The organism is Acidobacteriota bacterium (assembly GCA_030697165.1).
Classification (GTDB): Bacteria; Acidobacteriota; Vicinamibacteria; order Vicinamibacterales; family UBA2999; genus 12-FULL-67-14b.
This window is the reverse complement of the sequence record JAUYQQ010000009.1, coordinates 138,432-153,323: the sequence shown is the minus strand read 5'-3', so window position 1 is coordinate 153,323 and position 14,892 is coordinate 138,432. Positions and strand designations below refer to the sequence as shown.

Sequence of the window (14,892 nt, the reverse complement as noted above, 5' to 3'; positions counted from 1 at the left end):
GCGGAGGGAGAGCGGAATGAAGAAGTCCACGCCAGTGCCAGTTGCCTCGACGTACGAAGAGGCCTATCCCAATTCCACCAAGGTCTACGACGAGCAGGTGGTGCAGACGCCCGCCGGCGAGACGACCCTGCGCGTGCCGTTCCGCGAGGTCGCGCTCGGCGGCGGCGAGCCGTCGATTCGCCTGTACGACACCAGCGGTCCGCAGGGACACGATCCGCGCGCGGGCCTGCCGAAGCTGCGCGAAGCGTGGGTGGCGCCGCGCCGTGCCGCGGCGAAGGCCGGTCAGCCAGTCACCCAGCTGCACTACGCGCGCAAGGGCGAGATCACGCCCGAGATGGCCTACATCGCTTCGCGAGAGGGCCTGCCGGCCGATTTCGTGCGCGATGAAGTGGCGCGCGGCCGCGCCATCATCCCGGCGAACATCAATCACCCCGAGCTCGAGCCGATGATCATCGGCCGCAACTTCCTGGTAAAGATCAACGCCAATATCGGTAACTCCGCCGTCTCCTCGTCCATCGACGAGGAAGTGGAGAAGCTGCGCTGGTCCACGCTGTGGGGCGCCGACACGGTGATGGACCTGTCGACCGGCAAGAACATTCACGAGACCCGCGAGTGGATCATGCGCAATTCGCCGGTGCCGATCGGTACCGTGCCGATCTACCAGGCGCTGGAGAAGGTGGGCGGCCGCCCCGAGGACCTCACCTGGGAGGTCTACCGCGACACGCTGATCGAGCAGGCCGAACAGGGCGTGGACTACTTCACCGTGCACGCCGGCGTGTTGCTGCGCTACATCCCGATGACCGCCAAGCGTCTGACCGGGATCGTCTCGCGCGGGGGCTCGATTCTCGCCAAATGGTGCCTCGCGCACCACAAAGAGAACTTCACCTACACGCACTTCCGCGAGATCTGCGAGATCATGAAGGCCTACGACGTGTCGTTCTCGCTCGGCGATGGCCTGCGGCCCGGCTCGATTGCCGATGCCAACGACGAGCCCCAGTTCGCGGAGCTGAAGACGCAGGGCGAGCTGACGAAGATCGCCTGGGAGTACGACGTGCAGGTGATGAACGAAGGTCCCGGCCACGTGCCCATGCACCTCATCAAGGAGAACATGGAGAAGCAGCTGGAATGGTGCGCCGAAGCGCCGTTCTACACGCTGGGTCCGCTCACCACCGACGTCGCGCCCGGCTACGACCACATCACGTCGGCCATTGGCGCGGCCATGATCGGCTGGTACGGCACCGCCATGCTCTGCTACGTCACGCCGAAAGAACACCTCGGCCTGCCCAACCGCGATGACGTGAAGGCCGGCGTGATTGCCTACAAGATCGCCGCCCACGCCGCCGACCTGGCCAAGGGCCACCCGCGTGCCCGGGCGTGGGACGATGCGCTGTCGAAGGCGCGGTTCGAGTTCCGGTGGGAGGACCAGTTCAACCTGTCGCTCGACCCGGTCACCGCGCGCGCGTACCACGACGAAACGCTCCCTGCCGACGGCGCCAAGGTGGCGCACTTCTGCTCGATGTGTGGGCCCAAGTTCTGCAGCATGGAGCTCACGCAGCAAGTGCGCGCCGAAGCCGCGAAGGGGATGGAAGAGAAGTCGGCCGAGTTCCGAAAGGTCGGCGAAATCTACGTGAAAGGATAACCACGATGGACGCGAAGAACGCGAAGCCAAAGTAGGCTTCGTGCGTCTCGTGTCTTCGTGGTTGCGTTAAGGCCTGGGCGTCGGGACGATCTGAATGATCGTCGGAAAGCGTGCCGGTTCTGCGCCGGGCCTGGGATTTGGAAAGCCGGCCGCGCCGCCGTAGGTGTAGTCCTTAATCGTGACGCTCGGCGGAAACGCCATGCTGTCGTCGCGGTAGCGCGCGATCTCGAACTGGTGCGTCGACGGTGACTGGAATAGCTCGTCCCCCCTGGTCTTCAGTACAGTCCGGTAATACCCCACGAGCTCGGCGTAGGGGATAGTCGAGCCGAACAAGTAGAACCGCTGGCCGCGGCCGGCATCATAGGACGTGAGGTAGACCGCCGACGGATAGATCGGTGCGCCCAACATCGCCTCGCTTGGCACGCCAGGTTGGGCGGGTGGGGCGGGTTGGGCGGGTTGGGCGGGTGGGGCGGGTTGGCCCACTGCTGCCGGCGGTGCCGCGGGCTTTTGCGTGGACGGGGGCCTCGGGGTCGGGAACGGCTGCGGCGTTTGCGCCTGCAGTGCGCCCCCACCGATCAGCGCACAGGCGACAGCGAACCCAGTGAACCCAGTGAACCCCTGTACCCGTGACCCCGTGAACCTTTGAACCACGGGTCTATTATAGAACCCGTGCCCCGCCAATTCCTCGACTACTGCGCCTCCCAGCGCGACTGGCTGCTCGAGTTCATCGAGACGCTCGTCGCCATCGAGTCGCCGAGCGACGATCCGGTGGCCGTGAATCGCTGTGGGGCTGAGCTGGCCACGCGGCTGCAGGCGCTCGGCGGCACGGTGACCCGGGTTTCGTCAGCCGCGGCGGGCGACCACTTGCGAGTGAGTTTTGGCAGTGGTCCGCGCCAGGTCCTGATGCTCGGGCACTTCGACACCGTCTGGCCGATCGGCCAGCTCGCACGCATGCCGCTCAAGCGCGAGCAAGGCCGGCTCTACGGTCCCGGCATCTTCGACATGAAAGCCGGCATCGGCCTGGCCACGCTGGCCACCCGCGCGGTGCTCGACGCGGGCGGGCTCAACAATTGCCAGGTGGTGATGCTGTGGACCGCCGACGAAGAGATCGGCAGCACCACGTCGCGCGCGTTGATCGAGGCCGAGGCGGCCAAGAGCGAGGCCGTGCTGGTGTTCGAGCCGTCGCTGCCCGGCGGCGGGCTCAAGACCAGCCGCAAGGGCGTCGGCCAATTTGAAATGATCGTGCACGGCGTGTCGGCGCACGCGGGGCTCGACCCCGGCAAGGGCATTAGCGCTGTTCGCGAACTGGCGCGGCAGATCATCGCCATCGACGACCTGCAGGATCCGGCGCGAGGTGTCACGGTGACGGTGGGCGTGATCGAAGGCGGCACCCGCGCCAACGTGGTGCCGGCCGAGGCGCGCGCCACCATCGACGCCAGGGCGGTGACGCGAGCCGATGCCGAGCGCGTGGAGCGGGCCATGACGGCGCTGGCGCCGCACCTCACCGGTGCCCGTGTCACCGTCACAGGTGGTTTCGATCGTCCGCCCCTGGAGCGAAGCGAGGGCGTCGTGAAGCTGTTCGAGGCGGCTCGGGATGTGGCGAAAGACCTCGGCCTGACGCTCGAGGAAGGCAGTGCCGGCGGTGGCTCCGACGGCAACTTCACCGCGGCACTCGGGGTGCCCACCCTTGATGGCTTCGGTGCCATTGGGGATGGTGCGCACGCGCTTCACGAGCACGTCGAGATCGACGCGCTCGTGCCACGAGCCGCCGTAATCGCCGGCCTAATCGAGCGCCTGGCCCGCGGACCTGTCCGCCGTAGCCTTGGCGAAGGTGGAAGCTCGTAGAGCGGAGGCGGCAACGGCTCGCTTCCGGACGCTAGGCAGGTATCGCGCCCGCATCATCCCCACCACTTCGTCCACCTGCCTGAGGTAGTCCTTGCGCGCATACTTGCCCGCGTAGAGGTGTTCGTAGCGATCGACGAGGTGTGGATATTCCCGCGCCAGCAGGCCCATGAAGTGATCGCGGGTGCCGCCCTGCAGGTGCATCACCATCGCGCCCACCGACCGCGCGCCCGAGTCCGCGATCGCCTTGATGGTCCGCTCGATCTTTGACGGCTGCGTCGAGAAACCTGGGACGATCGGCGCCATCAGCACGCCGCAATCGAGGCCGGCATCCACCAGCTGCCGCACCGCACGCAGCCGCTGCATGGGGTGCGCGACGCCGGGCTCCAGCTGCTCCCAGGCCTCTTCATCCACCGTCGGTACGCTGATGTGGATGCGGCACGGCGCGCGCTTCGACAGGTCCTGCAGCACGTCGAGGTCGCGCACAATCATCGGGCCCTTGGTGACGATGCCCACCGGCGAGGCCGCGTCGCGCAGTGCCTCGAGCACACCGCGCGACAGTTTGTAGGTGCCCTCGATCGGCTGATACGGGTCGGTCGCCGTGCCGAAGCCGATGGTGTCCTTCACCCACGTGGGTTTGGCGAGCTCGCGCCGCAACACGTCCACGAAGTTGGTCTTCACGAAGATGACCGAGGCGAAGTCGTCGCCGGCGTTCAGTTCGAGCTGGGTCTGGTACTTTCGCGCGAAGCAGTAGTGGCAGCCGTGCGTGCAGCCGCGATAGGGATTGAGCGTCCACTTGAAGAAAGGCATGCCCTTCACGCGGTTGAGCGCCGAGCGGCAGCGGATCTCCTGGTAGGTCGCCGCGTCGCCACGGCGCCTGGCGTCGGGCAATGCGGCGAGGCCACCGTCCCTCACCAGCTTCGCCACGTCCCGCGTGGTCGGGGAGCGACCAAGGTCGAACAGCAGCGGAAAGGTCGCCATCGCGACCATTATTTCGCCTTTTATTCGCCTGTCAACCCTGTTTCGTGGCCTGGCCGCGCCAGTAGGTCAGCAGATCCTCAACCGTCTGAGCGAACGGGATCAGCGGAGTCCAGCCTGTATCAGTCGTCAGCCTGGTGTGGTCGCCCTGGAGAAATGCCGTGTCCACCGGCCGAAACTTCGCGGGGTCCTGCTCGATGCGGAGCGGGACCTTTGCGCGACTGATGAAGAGATCAACCAGGTCCTTGATCACCACCGACGTGCCAGATGACACGTTGTAGGGAATGCCCGGCGTCGCCGACGCCATCATGGCTCGATAGGCCTTGACGGTATCGCGCACGTCCATCAGGTCACGGCGAGACTCGAGGTTGCCCATCTTGAGGACGGGTTCCGCGTGTCCGGCCTCGATCGCCGCAATCTGCTTCGCGATGCCTGGCGCCACGAACGAGGGAGACTGGCGCGGGCCAATGTGGTTGAAGGCTCTGGCCACCAGTCCCGGTATCCCATCGTCCTGCCAGGCGCGCATCGCCACCATTTCCTGGGCCAGCTTGCTGGTACCGTATGGGCTGTTTGGACAGACCGCGTCGGACTCCCGCAGCGCGCGATCGACCGGCTGATAGACGAAGGCGGTACTGGTGATGAGCACGCGCGGCTTCAGGCCCTCGCGCCGCAGGCCGTCGAACAAATAGTGGGAGGCGAGCACGTTGCCTTCGAATGTGTCGCGGATCTTGGCCCACGAATCGCCAACATGGGGAAGGCCGGCGAGGTGGTAGATCGCGCCGGGCTGGGTCGTCCTCAGCGCCGCTCGAACCGCGTCCCGGTCGAGCATCTCCACCATGGTCCAGCGCACGCCGTTGCCGGCGACGAGAGGTTCGGTGCCCGGCCGTTGCCAGGCGACGATCTCGGTGGCCTCGCGGCCGAGCAGCTCCAGCAGGTGGCTGCCGACAAACCCCGCCGCGCCGGTGACGAGGATTGGTGCCGGCATCAGCCGCGCTTGCCGTACTGCGCTTCGAGATACGCCTGGTAGCCGGGATCGCGTTCCTTGATCGGCCGCCACCACCACTCGTTGGCCTGGTACCACGCGACGGTCTCGGCCAGCCCTTGCTCGAACGGCACTTGCGGCTGCCAGCCCATGCCCTCGAGCTTCTTCGTCCCGAGGCTGTAGCGGCGGTCGTGGCCCTTGCGGTCGGCGACCGGCTTGATCAGCTCCGTGCCCTTGCCCATCAGCTTCAGCACGGCGTGCGTGAGGTCGAGGTTCTTGACCTCGTTGCCGCCGCCAATGTTGTAGACCTCGCCGTTGGTGCCGGTGTGCAGCAGCAGGTCGAGCGCGCGGCAGTGGTCGAGCACGTGCAGCCAGTCGCGGATGTTGCCGCCGTCGCCGTAGAGCGGCACCGGGATGTTGTCGGCGAGGTTGGTCACAAACAGCGGCAGGATCTTTTCGGGAAACTGGTACGGCCCGTAGTTGTTCGAGGCCCGGGTCACGATCACCGGGACGTCGTGGGTGGCCCAGTAGCTATAGGCCAGGCGATCCGCGCCGGCCTTGCTGGCCGCGTATGGGTTGCGCGGCTTCAACTCGTCGGTCTCGGTGCTCGAGCCTTCCGGCACGCTGCCGTAGACCTCGTCGGTTGAAATCTGGATGAAGCGCTTCAGGCCGGGGTTGCGGCGCGCGGCTTCGAGCAGCACGAACGAGCCTTCGACGTCGGTCTTGATGAAGTCGCCCGCTGCCATGATCGAGCGGTCGACGTGCGTCTCGGCGGCGAAATGCACCACGTAGTCGGCGGCCTCGACCAGCGGGCCGGCCACCGCGGCGTCGCAGATGTCGCCGTGCACGAAGCTGTGCCGCGGGTCATCCATCACGTCGTGCAGGTTTTCCCTGCGGCCGGCGTAGGTCAGCTTGTCGAGATTGGTAACGTGCCAGTCCGCATGCGTTTGCAACGCGTAGCGCACGAAATTACTGCCGATGAACCCGGCGCCGCCGGTGACGAGGACTTTAACCATGACAGCCGACGATCTTAATACGTTCCGCCGCCGAATGCCCCGAAGAAGTTTGAAAACGAGCCGACGCCGGCCAGCGTGAACGACATGTTGAACCGGCGGTTCTGGTTGATCGGCAGGTTGGTGCTCTGGGCGTAGTTGTAGGCCATGTACTCGAACGAAATGCCGCAGCACTGGGCGTTGTAGAACGCGATGTAGCGGTGGTTGTTGAGCATCGACCGCGCGATGTCGTAGTAGAACGACACGGTGCCGCCGTACTTGCCGCCGGCGAAGCGCAGCTGGGTGCTTTGCTGGAGGTTATTGTTCGAACGGCCGTCGCGCGCGTTGCCGTAGTTCTGCTTGCTCCAGCCGGCGGTGGTCTCGATCAGGTTCGTGCGATAGACGCCATTCAGGCCGTAGCCCATGATCCTGAACTCGGCCTCGCTGCGCGGGTCGTAGTCGAGCCGGAAGTCGAGCGAGGCCGGCAGGCTCGGCATGGCCCTGGCCGACAGCGTGATCGGCGAAAACGGGCTGGGCGGACGGCCCCGGTTGTTGCCGTAGGCCGGGTCGAACTGGCTCGCCGTGTCGTCGCTGTAGTAGCTCTGGCGGATCGCGACGTTCAGCAGCTCCTGCGGCGATCCCGCCTGCTCGCCCGCGACCGCCGGCTTTCTCACCAGCAGGCGGTTGGCCAGGCCATAGGTGAGCGTCGTGGTGCCGCCGATGATGGTGTCGTAGGCGCCGCCCACTTGCGGGATGCGCGACTGGTCCGCGATCTTGGTGCGCCGCTGGATCGAAAAGTTCGGCTCGATGATGTGCTTCAGGCGCTCGGCAAACGCGTTGTTGGGGTTGAACACGCGCGAGAACACGGGCCCGACGATGTCGGCGCGCAAGTCGGCGTACTGCCGCGTCACCGCCTCTTCGATTTGGGTCCGGCCATCGCCGGCGAGGCTCTCGCTGAAGTAGGTGGTGCGGTAGGCCGCGGTGGCGTTGACGGTCAGGAACGGCAGCGTGCTCAGTGGCGCCCGCAGCGCCGGCACCACGTCAACCTTGTTCAGACTCTTGTCAACCGTGACGGTCGGTGTCTTGCCGATGTACAGGATGTGCCCGGCATCCGCCGTCAGCGAGAAATAGGCCGGCAGCAGCGGCAACTTGCGGCCGCTGTATGAGATGGCCAGGCCCGGCGCACTGCCGTCGATCTGCGAATCGGTGGCGTTATAGAAGTACTCGTTGCGGGTGTACACGGAGTTCATGCTGAGCCCGCCCCACGCCCCGGTCACGCCGCCGGTCACGGTGCGGCGGCTGGTCGTCGCATCGTAGAAATTGTTGCTGTGCAGTTGCTGGGTGGTGATGTCGGTCGAGTAATTGATGTTGGCGCGCGCCGACAAGCCGAGCGGCAACCCCTGGCTCAGGCCGCCGGTGAAGAGCTGGCTCTGGCGCGCCGGCCGTTTCACGCCGTTGACGATCGCCTCTTTCTCGTCGAGCCAGTAGGCGCGAAAGTTGCCCTGCGCCGTCGGCCCCAGCAGGTAGCGATACTCGGTCCCGACACCGGTGCTGCCGGTGAAGAACAAGTCGTGGAACAGCGTCAGGTCCTGGCTGCGATTAATTGCCCAGAAGAAGGCGTTGCTGATCGACGAACCGGTGTAGGTGGCCGAGCTGTACATCGGCAGCAGGAACCCGGTCGCGCGATCGTCTTCCTGGATCGGGTAGTAGATGATCGGCAGGTAGAACACCGGGACATCCTTGACCCGGATCACGGCGTTCTTCATCACCACGTAGTCGTTCAGGTTGACGGTGGCGCGGCCGCTGACGATTTCCCATCGCGGCGTCGGCTGCACGCAGGTGGTGAAGCCGCCCTTGACGATCCGGTACTTGTCGGCGCCGACCTTCGCGATTTCCGCGCCGTAGAAGTACACGTCGGGCTCCATGGTGCCGAACATGCTCTGGTTCTGCCGGCCGCGCTCGCCGAGTTGGGCAATGCCCATGGCATTGGTGAACGTGCCGAGCTTGGTCCGGCTGCTGAAGACTGCCGAGTCGCCGGCAATGCGCGAGGTCGGTGTCTGCAGCACGACGTTGCCGCGCGCGGTGAACTCGCCGGTCCGGATGTTGACCTCGAGCTCGTCGGCAAAGAACTTCTGGCCGGCGTTCGCGGTGCCCGCCTCGCCCTCGATCTCGACGTCGCGCATCAAGCGCCAGCGGTCGGCGTCGAGCCGTTCCGCCGAGTCCTGCTTGGTGCTCCAGCCGGGAAGGGGAATCTGGGCTGCAGCCAGGCGTGGAAACAGCAGGACGGCGCAGACGAGGAAGATGGGAAGGCGCAACCGCACGAGTGAAGTCGAGAATACCAGATGTAGCGTCCCGCTTATCGCGAGCTTGCGCCCTTGGCGATCAGGCGCGCGCGCAATGGACCGATCAGGTAGATCGATCCGGCGGCCACCGCACGGTTGGCCCGCGACAGGGCGCGAGCTACCGCGGCCTCGGCATCGGGCTCGGCCTCGACGCTCAACCTGGGCGCCAGCACCCGCAGCGCCGACGCCAGGCCGTCGGCCGTGCGCGCGCGCGAGTACGGCACCGTGGTGGCGACGAACGACTCGGCTACGGCCAGCAAGGGCTGCACCATGCCGGTCAGATCCTTGTCCTCCATGACCGCCAGCACGATCGGCAGCGGTGCCAGGTTCGTGTCCTTCAGATACATGGCCAGCGCCGTCGCACCGGCCGGGTTGTGCGCCGCATCCACCAGCAACTCGCCGCCTGGCAGCCGCAGCCACTCGAGGCGCGCCGGCCACTGGCAATCGGTCAGGCCGGTGACGACGGCCTCGGTCGGGACGAACGAGACCCGCGCCGACCAGGTTTCGAGAATGGCGACCGCCACCGCGGCATTCTCTAGCTGGTGGCGGCCGGGCAGCGCGAGCTTGAGCGGGGGATAGGTCCGATCGGTGGTGGTGGCGTGCGCGTCGATCAGCGGAGCCCCCACCGCAGCGGCGTCGGTCGCAATGCGGCGCGCCGCCTCGCCGGGCAACCGGCCGATCACCAGCGGCGTGTCGGGCTTGGCAATGCCGGCCTTCTCGAACGCGATCTGCGACAGCGTGGAGCCCAGGTGCCGTTCGTGATCGAACGCAATCGACGTGATGGCCGTCACCTCGGGAGACAACACGTTGGTGGCGTCGTAGCGGCCGCCCAGCCCGACCTCGACGACGGCGACGTCCACCCGGCACTGGCGGAAAATCTCGAAGGCGACCGCGGTTGAGACCTCGAAAAAGGTGGGTACGACGGTCAGCGTGCCGGCGCTCGTGGCCCGGTCCACCGCGTCGAACACCACGGCCGTCGCCGCCGCGAAGGTCTGCCGATCGACCGGCTCGCCGTCGATGGCCACCCGTTCTTCGACGACGTTCAGGTGTGGTGAGGTGTAGCGGCCAGTCTTCAGCCCGGCCGCGCGCAGGCCGCGCTCGACCATCGCAACCACCGAGCCCTTGCCGTTGGTCCCGGCGACATGCACCGACCGCCACGCCCGTTCCGGGTGGTCGAGCGCCGCGAGAATGGCGCGGATGTTATCGAGGCCGAGCTTGATGCCGAACTGTTCGAGCGCAAACAGCCGTTCGAGAGAGGTCATCAGCCGTCGCGCTTCGCGCTATGGCTGACAGGAGTGCTCGATATTTGGGGGATGCTCGAGCTCATGAACCGCAGCGTCTTCTCGAGCGTCGCCTTCAGCTCGCGCCGATCGATGACCAGGTCGAGCATGCCCCGTTCAAGCAGGAACTCGCTGCGCTGGAAGCCGTCGGGCAGCTTCTGGCGAATGGTCTGCTCGATCACGCGCGGACCGGCAAAGCCAATCAGCGCCTTGGGCTCGGCGATGTTGAGATCGCCCAGCATGGCGAAGCTGGCGGTCACGCCGCCGGTCGTCGGGTCGGTCAGCAGCGAGATGTAGGGCAGCCCGGCGCGATCGAGCCGCGCCAGCGCCGCCGAGATCTTGGCCATCTGCATCAACGACAACGCGCCTTCCATCATGCGCGCGCCGCCCGAGCACGAGACAATGATCACCGGCGCGCGGCGCTCGAGCGCCATCTCGATGCCGCGCACGATCTTCTCGCCGACCACCACGCCCATCGAACCGCCGATGAAGCTGTACTCCATCGAGGCGACGACCGTTTCGAGGCCGTTGATGCGGCCGACGCCCACGATCACGGCGTCCTTCTGGCCGGTGGCCTTCTGAGTGTTGGCCAGCCGCGACTTGTAAGGCTTGGTGTCGGTGAACTTGAGCGGGTCGTTCGAGGTCAGGTTGGGCGCCAGCTCTTCCCACCGCTCGTCGTCAAACAGCGACTTGAGGCGTTCGGTAGCCGACAGCCGGAAGTGGTGCCCGCACTTGCCGCAGACGTGGAGGTTCTTGACCAGGTCCTTGGTGTAGATGATGGTGTCGCATTCCGGACACTTCACCCACAGGCCTTCGGGGACGCGGCTGGACTTTTCGGGCGTGGCAATGGGCTTGCGGGCCTTCTTGAACCAAGCCATATCGGATCAGCTTAGCTCACTTCCGGGCGACGTAGTAGCGCGTCCCCTTGCCCATCCCCTTGATCTGCCTCACCAACTCATCGAGCGCGGCATCGTCTGATTCGGGGTCGAACTCGGAGGTCTCCACCACGAGCAGCGGGGTCGCCGAGTAGTGGAAGAAGAAGTGCTGGTAGGCCTCGTTCAGTTCCCGGATGTAGCCCTCGTCCGGCACCGGCGCCGCGACGCCGTCGGGGTCCGGTTCCTGCGACCGCAGGCGCTTCATCAGCAGTTCGGTGGGTGCCTGGAGATATACCACCAGGTCGGGCGGCGGCACGTCTTTGGCCAGCAGGTCGAACAGCCGCTGGTAGATGAACAGCTCGTTATCGTCGAGGTTCAGGTAGGCGAAAATCTTGTCCTTGTCGAAGACGTAGTCGCAGACGATGGTTTGCAGGAACAGGTCGGCCTGCCGCTTGCTGGTCAGCTGGCGGTGGCGGTTCAGCAGATAGAAGAGCTGGGCCTGGAGCGCGGAGCCCGGCCGGTCGGCATAGAAGTCGGCAAGAAACGGGTTCTCGGTGTCCTCGAGAATGGTCGTGGCCTCGAGCCGGGCCGCCAGCCGCTCGGCCAGCCGCGTCTTGCCTACCCCGATTGGGCCTTCGATGGCGAGATAGTGAAAGGCCACTGCGCTGGCGAGTATAGTTTGTAGGCGTGAAGATCGAGAAGATCGAGTTGTTCCTGTGCCGCCTGCCGCTGGTCCATTTCTTCGAGACGAGCTTCGGCCGATCCTACGACCGCACGTTCGTGCTGGTCCGCGTTGCCGGCGAGCACGGCGGAAAGCAGCACGAAGGCTGGGGCGAATCGGTGGCCGAGGCCAATCCCTACTACAGCAGCGAGACCACCGAAACGGTCTGGCACATCATCGAAGGCTTCATCGCGCCGCTGATGCTCGGCCAGGCCTTCGCGCACCCGCGCGACGTGTTCCCGGCGCTGCACCGCATTCGCGGCCACAACATGGCCAAGGCCGCCGTCGAGATGGCGGCGTGGGACCTCTACGCCCGCAGCATCGGGCAGCCGCTCTCGCAGGTGCTGGGCGGCACCCGCGATCGCATCGCGTCGGGTGTCTCCATCGGCATCCAGGATTCCTACGACCAGCTGCTCGACAAGGTCGAGCGCGAACTCGCGGCGGGATACCAACGCATCAAGATCAAGATCAAGCCGGGCTGGGACATCGAAGCCGTGGACCGCATTCGCACCAGGTTCGGCGACATCCCGCTGCAGGTCGATGCCAACGCCGCATACTCGCTGGCCGACACCGACCTGCTGGCCCGCCTGGATCCGTACAACCTGCTGCTCGTCGAGCAGCCGCTCGACTACGACGATGTGATGGATCACGCGGTGCTGCAGCAGCAGATCAAGACGCCGGTCTGCCTCGACGAGTCCATTCACACCGTGCGGATTGCCCGCGACGCGATCGCGGCAAAGGCGTGCCGGATCATCAACATCAAGCCGGGCCGCGTCGGCGGCCATCGCGCGTCGATCGAGTTGCACGATTTGTGCGCGGCCAACGGCATCCCGGTGTGGCACGGCGGCATGCTCGAAAGCGGCATCGGCCGCGCCCACAACCTCCACCTCGCGAGCCTGCCGAACTTCACCCTGCCGGGCGATATCTCGGCCAGCAGGCGTTACTACCAGGCGGACCTCATTGAACCGGCCATCGACATCGGCCCCGACGGCACCATCGCCGTGCCGACCGGACCCGGTATTGGCGTGAACATCGTTCGCGATCGGATTGACCAGGCGACGTTGCGGCACTTATCCCTATGATGCGATTGCAGTCTCCCCGCGCGCTCGTCGCGCTTGTCGCGTTGCTCGCCGCCGGCGCGTGCGCCCCCGCGGCGGCGCCGCAGGTCACGGCGACCACGCCGCTCACCGCCTTCGACCAGAAGATGCGGTGGATCCTGCAGCTCGAGGACGAGCGCCAGCTGCGCGGCGGTGGCGGCGACCTGCTGGTCCTGATGCAGGACGGCGAAGCGCGGGTGCGGCGGCGCGCGGCGCTGGCGGCCGGCCGCGTGCGACTGCCCGAGGCGGTGCCGCCCCTGGTGACGCTGCTCGAAAACGACCGGGACGCCGAAGTGCGCCAGATGGCGGCGTTCGCCCTGGGCCTGGTCGGCGACGGCTCGGCGGCGCCGGCGCTGACCACCGCGCTCGCCGGCACCGACCCGACGATTCAGGGGCGCGCGGCTGAAGCCCTGGGGCTGATCGGCCACCGGCCGGCAGCGCAGGCGATTGGCGCGATGGTCGCCGCCCATGCCGTCGCGGGTGTGCTGAACGGCCTGAACCCCGACGACATGGGAGCGCCCAAGGCGCCGCCGATTGAAGCCGTTCGCCTCGGCGTCTACGCGCTGGTGCGGCTGGGCTCGTTCGACGCGCTCGCGGCGGCGGTCATTGACGGCACCGGGCAGGCGCGCAGCCGCTGGTGGCCGATCGCGTTTGCGTTGCAGCGGATCAACGACCCGCGCGCGGCGCCGGCCCTGCTGGCCCTGCTGACGGGCGAGGGCCAGTTGACCCGCGCCTTCGCGGCGCGCGGCCTGGGCGTGCTGAAAGAGCAGAAAGCCGGGCCCGCGTTGCTCGCCATGGCCGACAACGCGGGCGAGCCCCTGGCCGTGCGCATCCAGGCCGTGCGGGGGCTGGCCCTGCTTGGCGACACCCGCGGCGGCGCCGTGCTGGTGCGGCTGATCACGTCGCCCCAGGTGAGCCAGAACCTTCAGCTCGAAGCCATTGTTGCGCTCGGCCAGCTGCGTCACGCCGGCGCGGTGGATCTGCTGATCGACCTGGTGTCGGCCTCGTGGCCGTCGGCACGGGCGGCGGCGCTACAAGCCCTGGCCCGCACCGACACCGACACCTTCATCAGCGCCATCTCAGGACTCGATCCCGATCCGCACTGGTCGGTTCGCGCGGCGCTGGCGACCACGCTCGGCGAGCTGGGCAAGGAGCGCGCCGAGGCGCCGCTGACCAACCAGTTGCGCGACGGCGACCAGCGCGTGATTCCGTCGGTGCTCGACGCGCTGGCCAAGATCGGATCGACGACGGCGGTTCCCGAGATCCTGGCGCGGCTGAAGGCCGACGACCCGGTGGTGCGCGCGGCCGCGGCGCGCGCGCTGGTCACGCTCAAGGCGCCCGGCGCGGCCGCCGCGCTGGCCGAGGCGCTGACGCTGGCGCAACGCGACGGGCTCTACGTGGCCCGCACCGCCACCCTTGACGCGCTGGTCGCGGTCGATCCGGCGGCGGCGCGGCCGCTGTTGTTGGCGGCGCTCGCCGATCGGGATTGGGCGGTCCGGCTCCGGGCCGCCGAACACCTGCGCAAGATTGACCCGGCGGCCGACGTCTCGGCCATGCGGCCGGCGCCGCCGCCGATCGTGCCCGAGTTGGCGGCGGTGGCCGCGCTCGTGTCGCCGCAGTACTCCCCGTCTGCGTACATCGACACCAGCCGCGGCACCATCCAGATCGAGCTGGCGGTGCTCGATGCGCCTCGGACGGTCGCCAATTTCATTGCCCTGGTGCGCAAGAACTACTTCAATGGGGTGCAGCTGCACCGCGTGGTGCCCGACTTCGTGGTGCAGGACGGCGACCCGCGCGGCGACGGCGAGGGCGGGCCCGGCTACACCATCCGCGACGAGCTCAACCAGCGGCCCTACCTGCGCGGCACGGTGGGCATGGCGCTCGATTGGGCCGACACCGGCGGCAGCCAGTTCTTCATCACCCATTCGCCGCAGCCGCACCTGGACGGCCGCTACACGGTGTTCGGGCAGGTCTTGTCCGGCATGGACGTGGTCGACCGCCTGCAGCAGTGGGACACGATCGAGCGGATTCGGATTTGGGACGGGGTCAGCTGGATCGGGCAGTAGATGTCTTGATCTGGTGATCTTGCAGTCAGAAGCAATAAAAAAGGGGAGCGTCTGCGCTCCCCTCGATCTTCTGGCTGA

General features: G+C 66.9%; 12 protein-coding genes. 4 read left to right on the top strand and 8 right to left on the bottom strand.

Annotated elements, in window-relative coordinates:
- Positions 1 to 16: 16 nt before the first annotated feature.
- Positions 17 to 1,639, top strand: coding sequence for a phosphomethylpyrimidine synthase ThiC (gene thiC, locus Q8T13_08995; GenBank protein ID MDP3717883.1), 1,623 nt, complete (start codon positions 17 to 19; stop codon positions 1,637 to 1,639).
- A 66-nt stretch (positions 1,640 to 1,705) separates the two neighbouring features.
- On the opposite strand, the gene Q8T13_08990 is transcribed toward thiC, so the two are convergent.
- Positions 1,706 to 2,047, bottom strand: a complete 342-nt coding sequence (locus Q8T13_08990) for a hypothetical protein (GenBank protein ID MDP3717882.1) — start codon at positions 2,045 to 2,047, stop codon at positions 1,706 to 1,708.
- Between the two features lie 261 nt (positions 2,048 to 2,308).
- On the opposite strand from Q8T13_08990, the gene Q8T13_08985 reads away from it, so the two are divergent.
- Entirely contained in the window at positions 2,309 to 3,484 is a 1,176-nt protein-coding gene (locus tag Q8T13_08985; protein ID MDP3717881.1) for a M20 family metallopeptidase, read from the top strand.
- Here the strand turns inward: Q8T13_08985 and Q8T13_08980 are convergent.
- The 7 genes from Q8T13_08980 to Q8T13_08950 are packed head-to-tail and all read right to left on the bottom strand — an operon-like array spanning position 3,422 to position 11,591.
- Entirely contained in the window at positions 3,422 to 4,462 is a 1,041-nt protein-coding gene (locus tag Q8T13_08980) for a radical SAM protein (protein MDP3717880.1), read from the bottom strand. The two genes, Q8T13_08985 and Q8T13_08980, sit on opposite strands and share 63 nt — an antisense overlap.
- A 31-nt stretch (positions 4,463 to 4,493) precedes the next feature.
- The gene (locus Q8T13_08975) at positions 4,494 to 5,444 is read right to left on the bottom strand and encodes a GDP-mannose 4,6-dehydratase (GenBank protein MDP3717879.1); all 951 of its coding nucleotides are present in this window, start codon (positions 5,442 to 5,444) and stop codon (positions 4,494 to 4,496) included.
- Positions 5,444 to 6,457: a dTDP-glucose 4,6-dehydratase gene (gene rfbB, locus Q8T13_08970; GenBank protein ID MDP3717878.1), complete on the bottom strand. Its 1,014-nt coding sequence runs from the start codon at positions 6,455 to 6,457 to the stop codon at positions 5,444 to 5,446. Before rfbB ends, Q8T13_08975 begins: the two co-directional genes overlap by 1 nt.
- Positions 6,458 to 6,471: 14 nt before the next feature.
- Positions 6,472 to 8,754 (bottom strand): putative LPS assembly protein LptD, encoded by a 2,283-nt coding sequence (locus Q8T13_08965; GenBank protein MDP3717877.1) that lies wholly within the window; start codon positions 8,752 to 8,754, stop codon positions 6,472 to 6,474.
- A gap of 35 nt (positions 8,755 to 8,789) precedes the next feature.
- On the bottom strand, positions 8,790 to 10,037 hold the full coding sequence (locus Q8T13_08960; protein MDP3717876.1) for a folylpolyglutamate synthase/dihydrofolate synthase family protein: 1,248 nt from the start codon (positions 10,035 to 10,037) through the stop codon (positions 8,790 to 8,792).
- A complete protein-coding gene (gene accD, locus Q8T13_08955) occupies positions 10,037 to 10,933 on the bottom strand; it encodes an acetyl-CoA carboxylase, carboxyltransferase subunit beta (GenBank protein ID MDP3717875.1) in 897 nt (298 codons plus the stop codon). The genes Q8T13_08960 and accD overlap by 1 nt, the downstream gene beginning before the upstream one ends.
- 16 nt (positions 10,934 to 10,949) lie before the next feature.
- Entirely contained in the window at positions 10,950 to 11,591 is a 642-nt protein-coding gene (locus tag Q8T13_08950; protein ID MDP3717874.1) for a deoxynucleoside kinase, read from the bottom strand.
- A 26-nt stretch (positions 11,592 to 11,617) separates the two neighbouring features.
- Between Q8T13_08950 and menC the strand changes: the two genes are divergently transcribed.
- Both menC and Q8T13_08940 read left to right on the top strand, forming a co-directional pair.
- Positions 11,618 to 12,733 (top strand): o-succinylbenzoate synthase, encoded by a 1,116-nt coding sequence (gene menC / locus Q8T13_08945; protein ID MDP3717873.1) that lies wholly within the window; start codon positions 11,618 to 11,620, stop codon positions 12,731 to 12,733.
- 5 nt (positions 12,734 to 12,738) lie between these two features.
- Positions 12,739 to 14,814: a HEAT repeat domain-containing protein gene (locus Q8T13_08940; GenBank protein ID MDP3717872.1), complete on the top strand. Its 2,076-nt coding sequence runs from the start codon at positions 12,739 to 12,741 to the stop codon at positions 14,812 to 14,814.
- The last annotated feature ends 78 nt before the right edge of the window (positions 14,815 to 14,892 follow it).